The sequence below is a fragment of the Pontibaca methylaminivorans genome (genome assembly GCF_900156525.1).
GTDB classification, from domain to species: domain Bacteria; phylum Pseudomonadota; class Alphaproteobacteria; order Rhodobacterales; family Rhodobacteraceae; genus Pontibaca; species Pontibaca methylaminivorans.
In genome coordinates, this window is record NZ_FTPS01000001.1 from 1,667,331 (window position 1) to 1,684,395 (window position 17,065).

14 protein-coding genes are annotated in these 17,065 nt (G+C 64.5%); 4 read left to right on the forward strand and 10 right to left on the reverse strand.

Annotated elements, in window-relative coordinates; all coding sequences use genetic code 11:
* Positions 1 to 444 precede the first annotated feature (444 nt).
* Entirely contained in the window at positions 445 to 3,351 is a 2,907-nt protein-coding gene (locus B0B01_RS08155) for a DNA translocase FtsK (RefSeq protein WP_076649377.1), read from the forward strand.
* 77 nt (positions 3,352 to 3,428) lie between these two features.
* On the forward strand, positions 3,429 to 4,031 hold the full coding sequence (locus B0B01_RS08160) for a LolA family protein (protein ID WP_076649379.1): 603 nt from the start codon (positions 3,429 to 3,431) through the stop codon (positions 4,029 to 4,031).
* Positions 4,032 to 4,113: 82 nt separating this feature from the next.
* On the opposite strand, the gene B0B01_RS08165 is transcribed toward B0B01_RS08160, so the two are convergent.
* Positions 4,114 to 4,692: a transglycosylase SLT domain-containing protein gene (locus tag B0B01_RS08165; RefSeq protein ID WP_076649381.1), complete on the reverse strand. Its 579-nt coding sequence runs from the start codon at positions 4,690 to 4,692 to the stop codon at positions 4,114 to 4,116.
* Between the two features lie 185 nt (positions 4,693 to 4,877).
* Between B0B01_RS08165 and hspQ the strand changes: the two genes are divergently transcribed.
* A complete protein-coding gene (gene hspQ, locus B0B01_RS08170) occupies positions 4,878 to 5,204 on the forward strand; it encodes a heat shock protein HspQ (protein WP_076649383.1) in 327 nt (108 codons plus the stop codon).
* Between the two features lie 274 nt (positions 5,205 to 5,478).
* Here the strand turns inward: hspQ and glnT are convergent, their stop codons facing one another.
* The 5 genes from glnT to B0B01_RS08195 form a co-directional block, all read right to left on the reverse strand.
* On the reverse strand, positions 5,479 to 6,825 hold the full coding sequence (glnT, locus tag B0B01_RS08175) for a type III glutamate--ammonia ligase (RefSeq protein WP_076649385.1): 1,347 nt from the start codon (positions 6,823 to 6,825) through the stop codon (positions 5,479 to 5,481).
* Between the two features lie 106 nt (positions 6,826 to 6,931).
* Positions 6,932 to 8,284: an FMN-binding glutamate synthase family protein gene (locus tag B0B01_RS08180; RefSeq protein WP_076649387.1), complete on the reverse strand. Its 1,353-nt coding sequence runs from the start codon at positions 8,282 to 8,284 to the stop codon at positions 6,932 to 6,934.
* Positions 8,285 to 8,296: 12 nt separating this feature from the next.
* Positions 8,297 to 8,974 carry a GltB/FmdC/FwdC-like GXGXG domain-containing protein gene (locus B0B01_RS08185; protein WP_076649389.1) on the reverse strand — a complete coding sequence of 226 codons (678 nt, stop codon included), beginning with the start codon at positions 8,972 to 8,974 and terminating at the stop codon, positions 8,297 to 8,299.
* Between the two features lies 1 nt (position 8,975).
* Positions 8,976 to 9,872, reverse strand: a complete 897-nt coding sequence (locus B0B01_RS08190) for a class II glutamine amidotransferase (protein ID WP_076649391.1) — start codon at positions 9,870 to 9,872, stop codon at positions 8,976 to 8,978.
* 194 nt (positions 9,873 to 10,066) lie between these two features.
* Complete coding sequence (locus B0B01_RS08195; protein ID WP_076649393.1) at positions 10,067 to 10,726, reverse strand: helix-turn-helix domain-containing protein; 660 nt, start codon at positions 10,724 to 10,726, stop codon at positions 10,067 to 10,069.
* A gap of 112 nt (positions 10,727 to 10,838) precedes the next feature.
* Here B0B01_RS08195 and B0B01_RS08200 point away from each other — a divergent pair, with 112 nt between their 5' ends.
* On the forward strand, positions 10,839 to 11,846 hold the full coding sequence (locus B0B01_RS08200) for a GlxA family transcriptional regulator (protein ID WP_076649395.1): 1,008 nt from the start codon (positions 10,839 to 10,841) through the stop codon (positions 11,844 to 11,846).
* Between the two features lie 103 nt (positions 11,847 to 11,949).
* Here the strand turns inward: B0B01_RS08200 and B0B01_RS08205 are convergent, their stop codons facing one another.
* Genes B0B01_RS08205 through B0B01_RS08220 form a run of 4 tightly spaced genes read right to left on the reverse strand, consistent with a single transcriptional unit; the run spans position 11,950 to position 17,049 of the window.
* Positions 11,950 to 12,516, reverse strand: a complete 567-nt coding sequence (locus B0B01_RS08205; RefSeq protein WP_076649397.1) for a sarcosine oxidase subunit gamma — start codon at positions 12,514 to 12,516, stop codon at positions 11,950 to 11,952.
* On the reverse strand, positions 12,509 to 15,502 hold the full coding sequence (locus tag B0B01_RS08210; RefSeq protein ID WP_076649399.1) for a sarcosine oxidase subunit alpha family protein: 2,994 nt from the start codon (positions 15,500 to 15,502) through the stop codon (positions 12,509 to 12,511). Before B0B01_RS08210 ends, B0B01_RS08205 begins: the two co-directional genes overlap by 8 nt.
* Positions 15,499 to 15,786, reverse strand: coding sequence for a sarcosine oxidase subunit delta (locus B0B01_RS08215; protein WP_076649401.1), 288 nt, complete (start codon positions 15,784 to 15,786; stop codon positions 15,499 to 15,501). Before B0B01_RS08215 ends, B0B01_RS08210 begins: the two co-directional genes overlap by 4 nt.
* Before the next feature lie 12 nt (positions 15,787 to 15,798).
* The gene (locus tag B0B01_RS08220; RefSeq protein ID WP_076649403.1) at positions 15,799 to 17,049 is read right to left on the reverse strand and encodes a sarcosine oxidase subunit beta family protein; all 1,251 of its coding nucleotides are present in this window, start codon (positions 17,047 to 17,049) and stop codon (positions 15,799 to 15,801) included.
* Between the last annotated feature and the right edge of the window lie 16 nt (positions 17,050 to 17,065).

The window sequence follows — 17,065 nt, forward strand, 5'->3', positions numbered from 1 at the left end:
GCTTTACAGACTCTCCTTGACCCGAAAGCCACAATTGCAGCGTGTTGCGGCGGCTGCACTGGACGGGGCGCGGGCGCCTCTGTAACGTGGCGGACAACGGGGCGTTCATGATCCCGGACTTGAGGCAATTCGATGATGTTTTCCGACCGGTTCCCGGATCAGCCGACTCATGCGTTTCCGCCTCGGCGGACAGGATTCGGCCGCCATCGGCCGCAGGTGGCGATGCCATATGCGATGATCGACAGGGAATTCCGCCCGGGCGTCGGCCCGGATGCACCGGTCGCGCAGCCTGCCCGAGGGCCGGTGCGCAGGTATCTGCCGCAATCCGATCATGCGACCCCGCGAAGGAATCATATCCGGGCCGCCCTTGTGGCCCCAAGAAACGGGATGCAGCGCGCGGCCAGGCAAGGCCGCCCCTGCCCGCAGGACTGAGGACGGTTTTTCATGGCATATCATTCACGCAGCCGCGACCCATTCCTTGATGCCGGCATGCAGGAGGCGATCGAGAAACGGGGCCGGGAACTGCTCGGCCTTCTGCTGCTTGGCCTCGGGCTTGCCGTGGCCGCGATGATCGGCTCCTATACGCCCGAAGATCCGAACTGGCTGGTCTCGACCGATGCGCCGGTGCAGAACTGGCTGGGCCGCACCGGGGCCTCGATCGCGGCGCCGCTGATCATGGTGGTCGGGCGCGGTGCCTGGATGATCGCGCTGGTTCTGGTCATATGGGGCGGGCGGCTTGCGCTCCATCGCGGGGCCGAGGGCGCGTTCGGCCGCGTGGTCTTTGCCCCGATCGTCATCGCGCTTGCCTCGATCTATTGCGCCTCCTTGGTCCCGGGATCCGCGTGGCAGGCCAGCCACAGTTACGGGCTGGGCGGGCTGTTCGGGGATACGGTTACCGGCGCGCTGCTTACCTTCCTGCCGCTCAACGCGCATGTGGCGATCAAGCTTCTTTCGCTTGCGAGCGCGCTTGCGACCTTCGGGGTCGGCGCCTTCGTGCTTGGCTTTGACCGGAATGCGCTGCTGCGGGCAGGCCGGATCGCGCTGTTCGGCATCATCATGTGTTACGGGGCGCTGATGACGCTGCTTGAGCGCGGCGCGGCAAGCGGCATGGGCAATCTGCGCGAACGCCGCGAACGGATGGCGCAGCGGCGCGAGCAAAGCCGCGCGGCGCAGGCCGAGGCGCAGCTTGACGACGAAATCCATTTTGAACCCGACGTTGCGGATGACGCGCTTACCGAGCCGGACTGGCCCGAGCCCGAGCCGCATCACGCAACCGAGCGCGGCGGCCTTTTGGCCCGCGTTCCGGCCCTGATCCGCCGCAGCGAGCCGCAGGAGGACGCTGCCATCACCGGGATCGACGACACCTCCGACCCCTATGCGCAGGACATGGAGGCGGTTGAGACCGCGGAGGAAACGCCGCCCTCGATCAGCGCCCGTATCGCCGCCCGGATCAGCGATGTGATCCATGCCCGCCGCCAGGCCGACCTCCCGCCCGAGCCGGACCCGACGCGGCCGCTGACCAAGGGACGCGGGCGCGGGCCGGATCCCCTCATTCTCGATACGCGGCCGCTGATCCGCCCGGAACCGCCGCTGGTCGGCCAGCCGATGCCGGACGAGCAGCCGGAGACGGCGGCGTTTGCTCCGACCACGGCCCCGGCCGAGGACATCGCGCGCGACGAATATGACGAACCTCATGTCGAGGACGCGCCCCTGTCGCATCACGACGCACCCCCGGCGCAGATGCCCGCGGCGCCGCCGGCGGCCCCCGCCGCGGCACCCCGCGCGGCAGCCCCCGCACCGGCCCCGCGCCGGATGCCCGTTGCTGCCGCCGAGACCGAGGCATTCGACCTCCCGCCGCTCGACCTGCTGACCAGCCCCGGGACCATCACCCGCCATCGCCTGAGCGACGAGGCGCTTTCCGCCAATGCGCGGCAGCTTGAAACCGTGCTCGACGATTACGGCGTCAAGGGCGAGATCGTGAGCGTGCGCCCGGGGCCGGTGGTCACCATGTACGAGCTTGAACCCGCGCCGGGCCTGAAGGCGAGCCGCGTGATCGGGCTGGCCGACGACATTGCGCGCTCCATGTCGGCGCTTTCGGCGCGGGTCTCGACGGTGCCGGGACGTTCGGTCATCGGGATCGAACTGCCCAACGACAACCGCGAGATGGTGGTCCTGCGCGAGATCCTTTCGGGGCGCGAATTCACCGACAGCCCGCTCGGCCTTCCGCTGGCGCTGGGCAAGGACATCGCCGGCGATCTGGTGGTGACGAACCTTGCCAAGATGCCGCACCTGCTGATTGCGGGCACCACCGGTTCGGGGAAATCGGTGGCGATCAACACCATGATCCTCAGCCTGCTTTACAAGCTCACGCCCGAGGAGTGCCGCCTCATCATGATCGACCCGAAGATGCTGGAGCTTTCCGTCTATGACGGCATCCCGCACCTTCTTTCGCCGGTGGTGACCGACCCGAAGAAAGCCGTGGTCGCCCTGAAATGGGTCGTGGGCGAGATGGAGGACCGCTATCGCAAGATGTCCAAGATGGGCGTGCGCAATATCGAGGGCTACAACAGCCGCGTGCGCGAGGCGCTTGCCAAGGGCGAAACCTTCAGCCGCACGGTGCAGACCGGGTTCGACGACGAAACCGGCGATCCGGTGTTCGAAACCGAGGAATTCGCGCCCGAGACCATGCCCTTCATCGTCGTCATCGTGGACGAGATGGCCGACCTGATGATGGTCGCCGGCAAGGAAATCGAAGCCTGCATCCAGCGCCTTGCGCAGATGGCGCGGGCATCCGGCATCCACATGATCATGGCGACCCAGCGTCCCTCGGTCGATGTCATCACCGGCACGATCAAGGCGAACTTCCCGACCCGGATCAGTTTCCAGGTCACGTCCAAGATCGACAGCCGCACGATCCTGGGCGAGATGGGGGCCGAACAGCTTCTGGGGCAGGGCGACATGCTCTACATGTCCGGGGGCGGGCGCATCATCCGCTGCCACGGGCCCTTCGTTTCCGACGAGGAAGTCGAGGAAGTGGTGAACCACCTCAAGGCCTTCGGCCCGCCGGAATATGTGAACACCGTGCTTGAAGGGCCGGCTGACGATCGCGAAAGCGACATCGACCTTGTGCTCGGGCTTGGTGGAAACACCGACAGCGAGGACGCGCTTTACGACACGGCGGTGCAGATCGTCATCAAGGACCGCAAATGCTCGACCTCCTATATCCAGCGCAAGCTTTCGATCGGCTACAACAAGGCCGCGCGGCTGGTGGAGCAGATGGAGGACGAAGGCATCGTGTCGGCCGCGAACCATGTCGGCAAGCGGGAAATCCTTGTGCCCGAACAGGGTTGAGCGGAAAGGGGCAGGGCCACGCTTAGTTGATCGCAAGGCTATTCCCCTGCGCGCGGCCTGCCCCTATCTTCTGGCGCATGAAACGGATTGCACTGGCCACAGCGGCCCTGATTCTCGCTGCTTCGACCGCCATGGCCGAAGGAAAGCTCACGCTGGACGAGATTTCGTCCTATCTGAACGGAATCAATACGGCGCAGGCGCCCTTTACCCAGGTGAATGATGACGGCAGTCTCGTCACCGGAAAGCTTTACCTGCACCGGCCGGGGCGGATGCGCTTTCAATATGACCCGCCCGACAATGCGGTGGTGATGGCCGGCGGCGGCACGGTGGTGGTGCAGGATCCGAAATCCAACCAGCCGCCCGAAAGCTATCCGCTGAGCCGCACGCCGCTGTCGATCATCCTCGCGCGCAATGTGAACCTCGGGCAGGCCAACATGGTGGTCGGCCACAGTTATGACGGGACCAGCACCGTCGTCACGGCGCAGGATCCCGAACATCCAGATTACGGAAACATCGTGCTGAGCTTTACCGGCAATCCGGTGGAACTGCGCAAATGGGTGGTGAATGACAGCTCGGGGAGCGCGACGACCGTGATCCTGGGTGGTCTGGAAACCGGAATGACGCTCAGCCCGAACCTGTTCTCGGCTCCGACCGTGACCCGGGGCAGCCGCGGCCGCTGAGGCCGCGGACCCAGGCGGATTCGTCAGCGCGCGTATCACCAGCCGGCGGCGCCGCGCCCTGCACCGGCAGGGCGGGCGGGGATCAGCGCGAGCAGCTTGCCAGTTGGCGGGCATACATGGCGGATCGGCTTTCGACATTGCCCGACGTGCGCAGGAGCCAGCTCTTGGCATTGTGGCTGCCGCGGGCATAGCCGGAATGCCCCTCGTGATAGGCCAGATACTGGTTGCGCGCATCGGTCAGCGCAATGCCGTTGCGGTCGCGCGACTTGGTCATGTACCAGCCGATGAAATCCGCCGCATCGTCCATGCGGTCGCGCCGGGCCCGGCGTTTGCCCGTCGCTGCGCGGTAATCGTCCCATGTGCCGTCAAGCGCCTGACTGTATCCATAGGCGCTGCTCTGGCGGCCGACGGGAAGAATGCCGAGCACATAACGGAACGGTGTGCGCGCGTTTCCGCGGAAGCTGCTTTCATGATAGATGGTCGCCATCTGCACATGCACCGGAACGCCCCATTTGCGCTCGGCCGCCTTGAAGGCCCGCATGTATTTGGGTCGCTCGGTCGCGATGCTGCAGGCATCATCCATGTTGTGGGGTGGCTGGTACCGCGCCCCGCAGGACGCGAGCAGAACAGCCAAGGCTGTCGCCCATATAAATCTGCTCATCTGCCTCGTGCCTTTTTTGGTCAACCATACACGATCTTCGGCATTGGGGAAATCAAAATGCTGCGACCCTCCGGCGCAACCCCGCCGGGCGCGGACAAATTTTACGATAATGCTGCAACATCCATTCAAGAAGCACCGGGCGCTGCTTGAAACCCTGCTGCGGCGCAGCTAATAGCAGAAATGACATGTTGGAAAAACAAGCGAAATATCGCCTCGGCCAGGTGGTGCGGCATCGCAAGCATCCGTTTCGGGGTGTGATTTTCGATGTCGATCCGGAGTTCGCCAATACCGAGGAATGGTATGAGGCAATCCCCGAAGACATCCGCCCCGACAAGCAGCAGCCCTATTATCATCTTCTCGCCGAAAACGAGCAGAGCTTTTACGTGGCCTATGTGTCGGAACAGAACCTGATCGAGGACTATTCGGGAGAACCCGTGGACCACCCCGACATCCCCGAGATCTTCGGCCCGTTCCAGGACGGCACCTACAGGATCCAGTTCCAGATGAACTGATGCGCCGCCGGGCTGCGGCGTGGTTCCGATGTGCCGGTCACTCGCCGGCATTGTCCTGTTCCCGCGTCACGGCGCCGCCTTTCGTCGGGGGAGGTCCGGTCCGTCGCCAGCCATATTTCGCCGGGCGTTCTGCTGGAAAATCCGTGCAGGCTCGCCTTTGCGCCTGCCGGTTGCCCGGAACTGCGGCGTTCCTCCGAAACGGGGCCCCGCTCATGTCAAAAGGCCCGCGGTCATCCGCGGGCCTTTCGCTGTCTCGTGTCGGGCACGGGCCGGATCAGCAATCCAGCGTGTTCGCGCGCTCCCAATCGCTCAGTTCGGCACAATACTGCAGCCACTCCGCCCGCTTCTTGTTGCAGAAGGCAGAGGTGAACTCTTCGCTCATCTGCGCGACCAGATCCGTGTCGGCCTCGTAGGCACGCAGCGCGTCCAGAAGGTTCTCGGGCAGTTTGGGCGCGTCGGTGATCTTGTGGCCTTCGTGATGCATGTCGATGTCATCAAGCGGCTTGCCCGGATCGGCCTTGGAGCGGACGCCGAGGATTCCGGCCGCCATGTTGATCGCCGGCAGGAGATAGGGGTTGACCGAACCGTCGGGCAGACGGTTCTCCATCCGGCCGCCACCGGGGACCCGCATCAGATGGGTGCGGTTGTCGCCCGACCATGTCACCTTGGACGGTGCCCAGCTTGCCCCCGAAGCCGTGGCGACACTGCCGACGCGCTTGTAGCTGTTGACCGTGGGGCAACTGATCACTGTCGTCCCGCTGCCGTGCCTGATGATGCCGCCGAGGAAGTTCAGCCCCAGAGGCGAGAGCCCGTGGCTGTGGCTGTCGTCGCGGAACAGGTTGGTCTTGGCATCCTTGCCCTCGCCGTCCCAGGCGGAGATATGGATGTGCAGACCATTCCCCGTAAGCGGGCCGAGCGGCTTGGGCATGAAGGTGACGCGCATGCCGTGCTTTTCGGCGATGGTGCGGATCATGAACTTGAAGAAGCTGAGCTGGTCGGACATCTTCAGGACGTCGTCGAAGTCCCAGTTCATCTCCCACTGGCCGTTGCCGTCCTCGTGGTCGTTCTGGTAGCCGCCCCAGCCCATCTCGTGCATGTAGGCGCTGGCTTCGCGGATGACGTGCATGTTGCGCATCATCGACTGCTGATCGTAGCAGGGCTTGGAAAGCGTGTCGTAGCTGTCCGCCAGCGCCCGGCCGTCCGGGGTCAGGAACTGGAACTCGGGCTCCACGCCGATCTTGAAGTAGAGGCCAAGTTCGGCCGCGTCCTTCATCTGCTTGCGCAGCACGTTGCGCGGGGCCTGCATCGTGTATTCGCCGCGGATGACCGGGTTGCCGGGCACCCATGCCACGTCGCGCTGCCACGGAATCTGGATCACCTGATCGGCGTCGGGCATCACCATCATGTCCGGCTCGGCCGGCAGATAGTCGAAGTCCGCGGCGAATGCGGCGAAACCGGCACCGTTTTCCTGCACCCGGTCAATGGCGCGGATCGGCACCAGCTTGGTGCGCTGGACGCCCTTGATGTCGGTGAAGTTGACCATGAAATACTTGATACCGCGATCCTTCCCCCACTCCATGAGGTCGATCTGCGATTCCTGGGCAAGATTATCGTTTGCCATGACCTGATTTTAGCTCCCTGTGTGGTCCAACCTTGAGCGGTTGGCCGTTGTGTAGCATCAAGAAGAAGGCGCGGCATCCCGAAAGATACCGCGCCTCGATGTCGGATCAGAAGTTGCCGTAGCCCTTGCCGGGCCACCAGTCGGTGCCCGCGATCGGGACCTGGGCCATTGCAGCGGCCTCCATGGTCAGCGCCACCAGATCCTCGGGCTCGAGGTTGTGGAGGTGGTTCTTGCCGCAGGCGCGCGCCACGGTCTGGGCCTCGAGGGTCAGAACGTTCAGGTAGTTGCGCAGACGGCGCCCACCTTCAACCGGGTCGAACCGCTCGAAGAGCTCGGGCGTCTGGGTGGTGATCCCGGCCGGATCCTTCCCTTCCTGCCAGTCGTCATAGGCACCGGCGGTCACGCCGAGCTTGCGATACTCTTCTTCCCACTTGGGGTCGTTATCGCCGAGCGCGACCAGCGCCGCGGTTCCGATCGCGACGGCGTCGGCACCCATGGCCATCGCCTTGGCCACGTCCGCGCCGTTGCGGATGCCGCCCGAGACGATCAGCTGCACCTTGCGGTGCATGTCCATCTCCTGCAGCGCGCGCACCGCCTGGCGGATACAGCCAAGCAGCGGGAGCCCCACATGTTCGATGAACACGTCCTGGGTGGCGGCGGTGCCGCCCTGCATCCCGTCCAGCACGATCGCGTCGGCGCCGGCCTTGACGGCAAGCTTGACGTCGAAATAGGGGCGGGTGCCGGCGATCTTGACGTAGATCGGCACTTTCCAGTCGGTGATCTCGCGCACTTCGAGGATCTTGATTTCAAGATCATCCGGCCCGGTCCAGTCGGGGTGACGGCAGGACGAACGCTGGTCGATCCCCTTGGGCAGGTTGCGCATCTTGGCCACACGGTCCGAAATCTTCTGGCCGAGCAGCATGCCGCCGCCGCCGGGCTTGGCGCCCTGGCCGACCACGATCTCGATGGCGTCCGCCTTGCGCAGGTCGTCGGGGTTCACCCCGTAGCGCGAGGGCAGGATCTGGACCACGAGCTTGTTGGAGGATTCACGCTCTTCCGGCGTCATGCCGCCGTCGCCGGTGGTGGTCGAGGTGCCGGCGGCGTTGGCGCCGCGGCCCAGGGCTTCCTTGGCCCGGCCCGAGAGCGAACCGAAGCTCATCCCCGCGATGGTGATCGGGATGTCGAGATGCAGCGGGTTCTTGGCAAACCGGGTGCCGATGACGACATCGGTGCCGCATTTCTCGCGGTAGCCTTCCAGCGGATAGCGCGAGATCGACGCGCCCAGCAGAAGCAGGTCGTCGAAGTTGGGCACGTAACGGTTCGCGCCGCGACCACGGATGTCGTAAATCCCGGTTTGTGCCGCACGGCGGATCTCGTCCAGCGCATGCGGATGGTAGGTGGCAGAGAAAATCGGCTGCGTATGCGGATTTCCGTGCTGCTTGGAGTCTTTGTCCAGCATGTCAGCTATCCCTTAGTAAGCGTTGTCGATGTCGAAGTTGTAGAGCTGGCGGGCAGAGCCGTAGCGCTTGAACTCTTCGGGCTTCGCATCGGCGCCGGAGCGCTCAAGGATCTCCTTGAGGAATTCGATATGCTCCGGGCGCATCTCCTTCTCGATGCAGTCGGCACCAAGCCCTGCAACCTTGCCGCGCACGAAGAAACGCGCCTCGTAGCAGCTGTCGCCGAGTGCGTCGCCGGCATCGCCGAGAACGACGACGTTGCCGCTCTGGGCCATGAAACCGGACATGTGCCCGATATCGCCATGAACGACGATATCGACGCCTTTCATCGAAATGCCGACGCGGGCGCTTGCGTTGCCCTTGATCACCAGCAGCCCGCCATGAGCGGTGGCGCCAGCGTTCTGGCTGGCGTCACCCTCGACGATCACCGTGCCCGACATCATGTTCTGCGCGAGGCCGGGGCCGGCCGAACCTTCGATCCGGACGGTGGCCTCCTTGTTCATGCTGGCGGTGTAATACCCGGTCGATCCCTTGATGGTCACATCCAACGGCCCGTCGATACCGCAAGCGATCGCGTGCTGACCGCGGGGGTTGAGAATTTCCCACTGGGTCTGGTTGGTCTGCCCGATCTGATCGTGCAGTTTCTGATTCAAGTCGCGAATGCTTTCGGTCTGAAGGTCGATTGTCTGCATCTTAATGGCTCCAGAAGTAGGCAGTGGCGGGTTCGGGCTCCCAGATCTTGGCATTTTCGATGCCCGGGAGGTCGGCGAAGGCGCGGTACTCACTGGCGAAGGCGACATACTGGTCGGTTTCTGCCATGATCGCCGGCTTGGTGGCGATGTGGTCACGCACGACGCCAAAGCCGTCCTTGGTGCCGACCACGAAGTTGAAGAAGCCGTCGATGTCCTCGACCGAGCTTTCCAGCGCTTCCTTGAGGGAGGCACCATTCTGCAGCTTCCACGAGATGTAGGCCGCGCCGACTTCGGTGTCGTTCTGCGAGACGGTCTGGATACCTTCGCGGGCAAGGCGACGGCGCCACATGTTGTGGTTGGAGAGCGAACCGTTGTGCACGAGGCACTGATCGGTCCCGGTCGAGTAGGGGTGAGCACCGTTGGTGGTCACGTTCGATTCGGTCGCCATGCGGGTGTGCCCGATGCCGTGGCTGCCGCTCATCTGGGAAATGTGGAAGCTCTCGGCCACGTCCTTGGGCAGGCCGACTTCCTTGTAGATTTCCATGCTTTCACCGGTGCCCATGACGGTTGCGTCGGGGCGGATGCGGGCGAGAGCCTCGCGCGCTTCGTCCAGCTTGGCGGTCGGCAGCGTCAGCAGCGCATGAGTGTAGTTGCGCTCCATCTTGACCTCTGCGCCGATCTCCTTGCCGAGGTCGGTGTCGAGGTTGGCGAAATCCGCCTCCGCATTCGGGGACTGAACGGTCACTTTGGCAGTATCGCTCTGCCCGCTGCGGTAGATGGCGAGGCCGGCGCTGTCAGGCCCCCGCTCCGTCATCGTGATCAGCATTTCAGTCAGAAGCTCGCCCAAGCGTGGCTCGAGCGATTTGTCTTTCAGGAATAGTCCAACGATCCCACACATCGCTTTGATCCTTTCTGAGAACGGTCGAATCTATAGCTAGCAATTCCTATTTTTCAGTTCAACTGACAAGAATAAAATTTTCATCAGAGGATTATGCGCCTGCAGCAATATCACTGGCTGAGCGCCGGGCGCGCCGCACAACCGAAGGGAGATATGCGGGAGGGTGATACCGGGATACGGGTTTTCGGGGCGGGTCAGCCCGCCTGCGCATAGGCGATGATCGAGAGATAGCGCGTCGGCAGTTCGATCAGTTGCTCGGGCCCGTGCGGGGCATCGGCATCAAAGAACAGCGTGTCGCCGGGTTCCAGCACATAGATGTCGTTGCCGTGACGGTAACCGACCTTGCCTTCCAGAACGTAGATGGTTTCGATCCCGTCATGCTGGAACGTGGGGAAGGTGTCCGAGATCTCGGTCAGGGTGATGAGATAGGGTTCGACCACCACCCCGCTCGAATTGGAGCCGATATGGCCAAGCAGATTGTACTGATGCCCGGCGCGGGCGCCGCGCCGCTCGGTCTGCACGCCTTCACCGGCCTTTGTCAGAACCGCGGTGCGGGTTTCCTCGTATCCGCGCAGAAAGGCGGTCATGGGCACGCTCAGCGCATGGGACAGGGCCTGAAGCGTGCTGAGCGAGGGCGAGGTGTTGCCGTTCTCGATCTTGGACAGCATCCCGATCGAAAGCCCGGTGGCTTCGGCCAGGGCAAAGACCGTCATCTTCTGCTGGCGGCGGTGAGCGCGGACCTCCTTGCCGATGGCGACCTCAAGCACGTTTTCCCGAATGCTCGCGACCTTGTGCGGATCCTGCTGCAACCCCTTGCGACCGGCACGGGGGCTGCGTTTCTCAGGTTTCGCCATGCGATATTGCTCCGACGCTGAATTATATCCGATAAGAACGACAACAAAAGGAAAACACCCTGCCGGAGGCAGCAGGCATCCCCCCATGAAAATTTCACGTGAGGAATAATCCATGACCGGGCCTGAGAAATCAACAACATTGGGATTCCTCATCTTTCCGGGGTTTCCCATGGCCTGCCTGACCTCGGCGATCGAGCCGCTGCGCGCCGCGAACGAGATCGCCGGGCGCCCGGCCTTCGGCTGGCATCTGATTTCCGAGCGGGGCGACCGGGTGCGGTCGAGCGCCGAAGTCGGGTTCGATCCCGACCTTGCGCTGGCCGAGGCGGAGGGGCTCGATTACCTGTTCCTGCTCAGCAGTCCGCGGTCGCGTTTCGACGATCCGAAGGCGTCCGACGGGCTCCTGCGGCGATTTGCCCGCCACGGGGTGCGCATGGGCGGCATCAGCGGCGGCGTGTTCCCGCTGGCGCGTTCGGGCCTGCTGGCCGGGCATGAATGCAGCGTGCACTGGTGCTACGAGGCCGCATTCGCCGCCGAATTTCCCGATCACCGCACCACCGACGATGTGATTCGCATCGACCGGCAGCGTTACACCGTGTCCGGTGCGGCGGCGGCCTTTGACCTCATGCTGCACCTGATCGAGGAAAAGCTCGGCAACGACGTGACCACAGAGGTTGCCTGCTGGTTCCAGCATCCGCTGGTGCGCGGGCTGGGCGTGCGCCAGAAGATCCCGACCGCCCATGGCCCGAGCACCGCCGACATGCTCCCGACCGTGGTGGCGCGCGCGGCCGAGATCTTTGCCGACCACATCGAGGATCCGCTTGCCGTCAGCGATGTGGCCGACCTGATCGGGGTCTCTTCGCGCCAGCTTGAACGCAGCTTCAAGCAGGCCACCGGGCAAAGCCCGTCGCATTATTACCGCTCGCTGCGGATGAACGCCGCGCGGCAGCTCGTGCTTTATTCACGGGACAGCATGACCGAGATCGCCAATGCGGTCGGCTATGCGACGGCGGCGCCGATGCTGCGGCATTACCATGACGCCTTTGGCCTCAGTCCGAAGGAAGACCGCGAAACGATCAACATGTTCCGGGTGCGCAACAACCGCTCGATCCCCTCGACATGAGCGGAGAACGCGCCGCGGGTGCCGGCTGGCGGAAAAGATGACGGAGCGCGACCCGGGGGGCCGCGCTCCGAACGATCGCTCGCGCCGAGGGGGAGAAGACCCGTCAGATTACACTTCGGGCCGCGGCAACGAGCGAATCATGCAGTGATCCTGCCGAAGATCGTGGAGCAATTATACTAAAATGCGTGTCCGTGCCGCGGCAGACGAGAAAAGTTCCCAGCGCCGCAAGCTGGGTGCGGGTCACCTGGTCCTGTTCCATCATCCTTGTATCGGCATTGCAGAGCCGCTCCAGCACGTCGTGGCAGCGCGGTCCTTCAAGGTCGAAACGCACCCAGCCGTCGGTCTGTTCGGTGACCGATGCGCTTTCCCCGACCGCCGCGAGCAGTTGCGCCGCCAGATCCTCGTGGCTGTCGTGCGGGGCCTCGATCATCCATTGCTGCGGACCGGTCCAGAAGGCGGTGAGCCGCCCCTGGGTCACGCTTTTCGCGACATCGGGAAGGTCGGCGCCAAGGAAACCGGCCGCGCCTGACACGCAGGCGTCTTCCTGTCCGTGGCGCGCGGCCAGCGAGGCAAGCGCCCAGTCGGGACATTCCGAAATGGTCAGTCCCTGGAATTCCTCGACCCGGGGGGCTGTGCCCCAGAGGGCCGTAATCGGTTCAAGATCATGCACGGAGACGTTCTCCCTCTGGGTCGATGAATACCGGATTGACGACCTCGGCCTCGATGCTGAGGTTGGTCAGCGGGCTTACCACGCGGACGATCTCGCCCATGCGGTTGGCGCCATCCTTGAGGAACCCGAGCCCGATCGAGCTGTTCAGGATCGGCGAATAGCAGGCCGACGTGACGTAACCCTGATCGTTGGCGGCATCGACCGACCCGCTGCGGTTCATCAGATGCGCGCCTGCGGTCACCTTCTGGCTGCTGTCCACCGGCTTGAAGCCGACCAGCCGCAGCGCATCGGGCAGGTTCATGCCTTCGCGTTCGGACATGGTCGAGCCGATGCTGTCCTTCTTCTTGGAGACCATCCGCCCCATGCCGAGGTTCAGCGCCGTGGTGGTGCCGTTCAGTTCGTTCCCGGCGGCGTGGCCCTTTTCGATACGCATGACGCCCAGCGCCTCGGTGCCGTAGGGAACGACGCCGAATTCCTCGCCCGCGGCCATGAGGCGCTGCCACATGGCATCGCCATAGCGCGTCGGCACGGCGATCTCGAACGCCAGCTCACCCGAGAAGGAGATCCGGAACAGCCGGGCCCGCAGACCTCCGCAGACGGTGATCTCGCTGCAGGCCATGAAGGGGAAGCCCTCGTTCGAGATGTCGAATTCGGGATCGACCACCTTCTCCAGCAGCTTGCGGCTGTTCGGCCCGGCCACGGCATATTGCGCCCAGGCCTCGGTGGTCGAGATCAGCTGCACGTCCATGTCGGGGAACAGGCACTGCCGCACGAACTCCATATGGCGATAGACCGGCACCGCGTTGGCGGTGGTGGTGGTCATCACGAAATGGTTTTCGGACAGGCGCGCGGTGGTGCCGTCGTCCTTGGCGATGCCGTCCTCGCGCAGCATGAGCCCGTAGCGGACCTTGCCGACGCCGAGCTTGGCGAAGCCGTTCGCATAGATCAGGTTGAGGAACGCAGCGGCATCGGTGCCCTGGATGTCCACCTTGCCGAGCGTGGTCACATCGCAAAGCCCGACCGAATCGCGCACCGCGCGCACTTCGCGGTCCACGCTTTCGCGCCAGTGGGTTTCACCCGGCTGGGCGAACCACTGGGTACGCAGCCAGTTGCCGGTCTCGACGAAGACGCCACCGTTTTCTTCGGCCCATTTGTGGCTCGGGGTCTTGCGGATCGGGTGGAAATCCTTGCCACGCGCGCGCCCGCCGAAGGTGCCCATGGGCACCGGGCTGTAGGGCGGGCGGAACATGGTGGTGCCGGTCTCGGAGATCGACTGGCCGGTCAGTTCGGCCATGATCGCGACCGCGCTCACGTTGGCGGTCTTGCCCTGATCGGTCGCCATGCCGAGCGTCGTGTAGCGCTTGAGATGCTCGACCGGGCGGAAATTTTCCTGATGGGCGAGCTTCACGTCCTTGACGGTCACGTCGTTCTGCTGGTCGAGCCAGGCCCGGCCCTTGCCGTGTTTCACGTACCAGAGCGGCGTGATGTCGAGCGGCGCATCCTCGGCCTCGGGCAGATCGAAGGCGGGTGCCGTGATCCCGAGGTCGTCGAGCGCCGCCCGCGCCCCCTCGCTGCCGGTCCTGAGAGCGGCGGCGGTCGAGAAATCGCCATTGGCGGCGCCGGTCACCGTGAGCCCGGGAATCGCATCCGGCGCCGGGACGAAGGCCGCGATCTCGTCGCTCCAGACCGGGCGTCCGCGCTGGTGGCAGGTCAGGTGAACGTTCGGATTCCACCCCCCCGCCACGCCGAGCGCGCCGCATTCGATGGTGCGGGTGCCGCCATCGGCAAGCTGGACCTTGACGAAGGAAAGCCCGTGGCGCCCCGATGTGTCGATCACCTGCGCCCCGGTCAGCAGTTCGCAATCGGCGACCCGCTGCGCGCCGGGGCGGCTGTCGATCACCGCGGCGACCTTCACGCCCTTGGCCATGAGGTCGGCGGCGGTGCGGTGGCCGTCGTCGTTGTTGGTGAACACCGCCACCTTGGGCGCGGCGGTCACGGCCCAGCGGTTGGCGAAATCGCGCATGGCGCTGGCCAGCATGATGCCGGGGCGATCGTTGTTTTCAAAGGCGATCGGCCGCTCGATGGCGCCGGCGCAGAGCAGGGCGCGTTTCGAATAGATGCGCCACAGGATCTGGCGCGGCTTGCCGGCCTCGGGCACCAGCACATGGTCCGAGACCCGCTCGACCGCGCTGTAGACGCCCTGGTCATAGGCGCCATTCACCGAGGTGCGGCGCATGCAGCGCACGTTGGGCAGCGATTCGAGCTCCGCCACCGCTTCGGCTGCCCAGTCGGCCCCGGATTTGCCACCGACGCTGAAGGTTTCGCCGTTGAGCCGCCCGCCGAAGATGAAATCCTCGTCGGCGACGATCACCCGCGCCCCGGTCCGCCCCGCGGTGAGCGCGGCGGCAAGCCCCGAGGGGCCCGCACCGATCACCAGCAGGTCACAGTGCAGGAAGCCCTTGTCGTAGACGTCCGGGTCTTCCTCGAAGGAGATGGCGCCAAGCCCGGCCGCCCGGCGGATCATGGGCTCATAGACCTTTTCCCAGAAGCTCTTGGGCCACATGAAGGTCTTGTAATAGAACCCGGCGCCGAAAAAGCTGGAAAAGACGTCGTTGATCCCGAGCAGGTCGAACCGCAGCGACGGAGACCGGTTCTGGCTTTTCGCGACCAGCCCGTCGAACAGTTCGGCCGTGGTGGCGCGGGTGTTCGGCTCCTGCCGCGCGCCGGTGCGCAGTTCCACGAGCGCGTTCGGCTCGGCACTGCCCGATGTCAGCAGCCCGCGCGGGCGGTGGTATTTGAACGAACGCCCCATGAGCCGCACGTTGTTGGCAAGCAGCGCCGAGGCCAGCGTATCGCCCGGGTGCCCCTCGTAGCGGGCGCCGTCGAAGGTGAAGGCCAGCTTGCGCGACCGCTCGACCTGGCCGCCGGAAAGACGGTTCGGCTGTGGCTTGCCCGGGCTCGCGGTTGTCTGGATCTCATTCGTCATTTGCTGCGTCCCCGTGCGCGCGCCACGTCACTGGCCAGTTCGACTTTGTATATTTCATGGGTCACCGTGTCGCGGGTGACCACGAGCCACGAGCGGTCGCCGGCCTCGTGGAACCAGAGCTCCCGGTGCTCGCCGGCCGGGTTGTCGCGCAGGTAGCAGTATTCATAGAACTGCTCCTGTGCGTCATCGGCCTGCCAGTCGGGCCGGTCGATCAGGGATGCCGAGCCGAGGCAGGTGAATTCCTGCGCGTCACGCGGCCCAAGCAGCGGGTGATTGATGATCATCGCCGTGACTCCTCAGTGCAGGTTCGGGAAAGGGCCCTGGCCCTTTTCGTCGATCATGTATCCGCGGCGGAAACGATCGAAACGATAGGCCCGGGCCAGTTTGTGCGGGGTGTCGGTGGCCAGCAGATGCGCAAGGCAGACGCCCGCGGCCGGGGTCGCCTTGAAGCCGCCGTAGCACCAGCCGCCGTTGAAATAGAGCCCATCGACATCGGTCTTGTCGATGATCGGAGAGCCGTCCATGCTCATGTCCACGAGGCCGCCCCAGTTGCGCAGGACGCGCACGCGCCCGAGCGCGGGAATCAGCGCCATGCCGCTTTCGATCACGTCCTCGACCACCGGCAGACCGCCGCGCTGGGCATAGGTGTTGTAACCGTCCGGGTCGCCGCCGAACACGAGACCGCCCTTGTCGGACTGGCTGCAGTAGAAATGCCCGGCGCCGAAGGTGATGACCCCCGGCAGCACCGGCTTCAGCCCCTCGGTGACGAAGGCCTGCAGCACGCAGCTTTCGATCGGCAGGCGCATCCCCGCCGCCGCCATCACGCGCGAGGACGAGCCGGCGACGCTGCTTGCAACCTTGGTCGCGCCGATGAAGCCACGCGTGGTCTCGACCCCCTTGCAGGTGCCGTTCTCGATGCGGAAGCCCGTGACCTCGCAGTTCTGGATGATGTCCACGCCAAGCAGGTCCGCCGCCCGCGCATAGCCCCAGGCCACAGCGTCATGTCGCACCGTGCCGCCCCTCGGCTGCATCAGGCCACCCTTGATCGGAAAGCGTGCGTCGTTGAAATTGAGGAACGGATACATCTCCCGCACTTCGGCGGTGCTCAGCAGCCGCGCATCGGCCCCGTTCAGGATCATGGCGTTGCCGCGGCGGGTGAAGGCGTCGCGCTGGGGATCGCTGTGGATCAGGTTGACGATCCCCCGCTGGCTGACCATGGCGTTGTAATTCAGCTCCTGCTCGAGGTTCTCCCAGAGCTGCATGGAATATTCATAGAAGGGCTCGTTGCCGTCCAGCAGGTAGTTCGAGCGGATGATGGTGGTGTTGCGCCCGACGTTGCCGCTGCCGATCCAGCTTTTTTCCAGCACGGCGATGCGCTTCTTGCCGTATTCCTTGGCAAGGTAATAGGCCGCGGCCAGCCCGTGACCGCCGCCACCGATGATGATGTAGTCATAGCTCGCCTGCGGTTCGGGGTTTCGCCATGCGGGGCCCCAGCCCTTGTGACCCGTCAGCGCTTCCTTGATGACCCGAAGACCGGAATATCTCATGGGAGACCTCATTTCG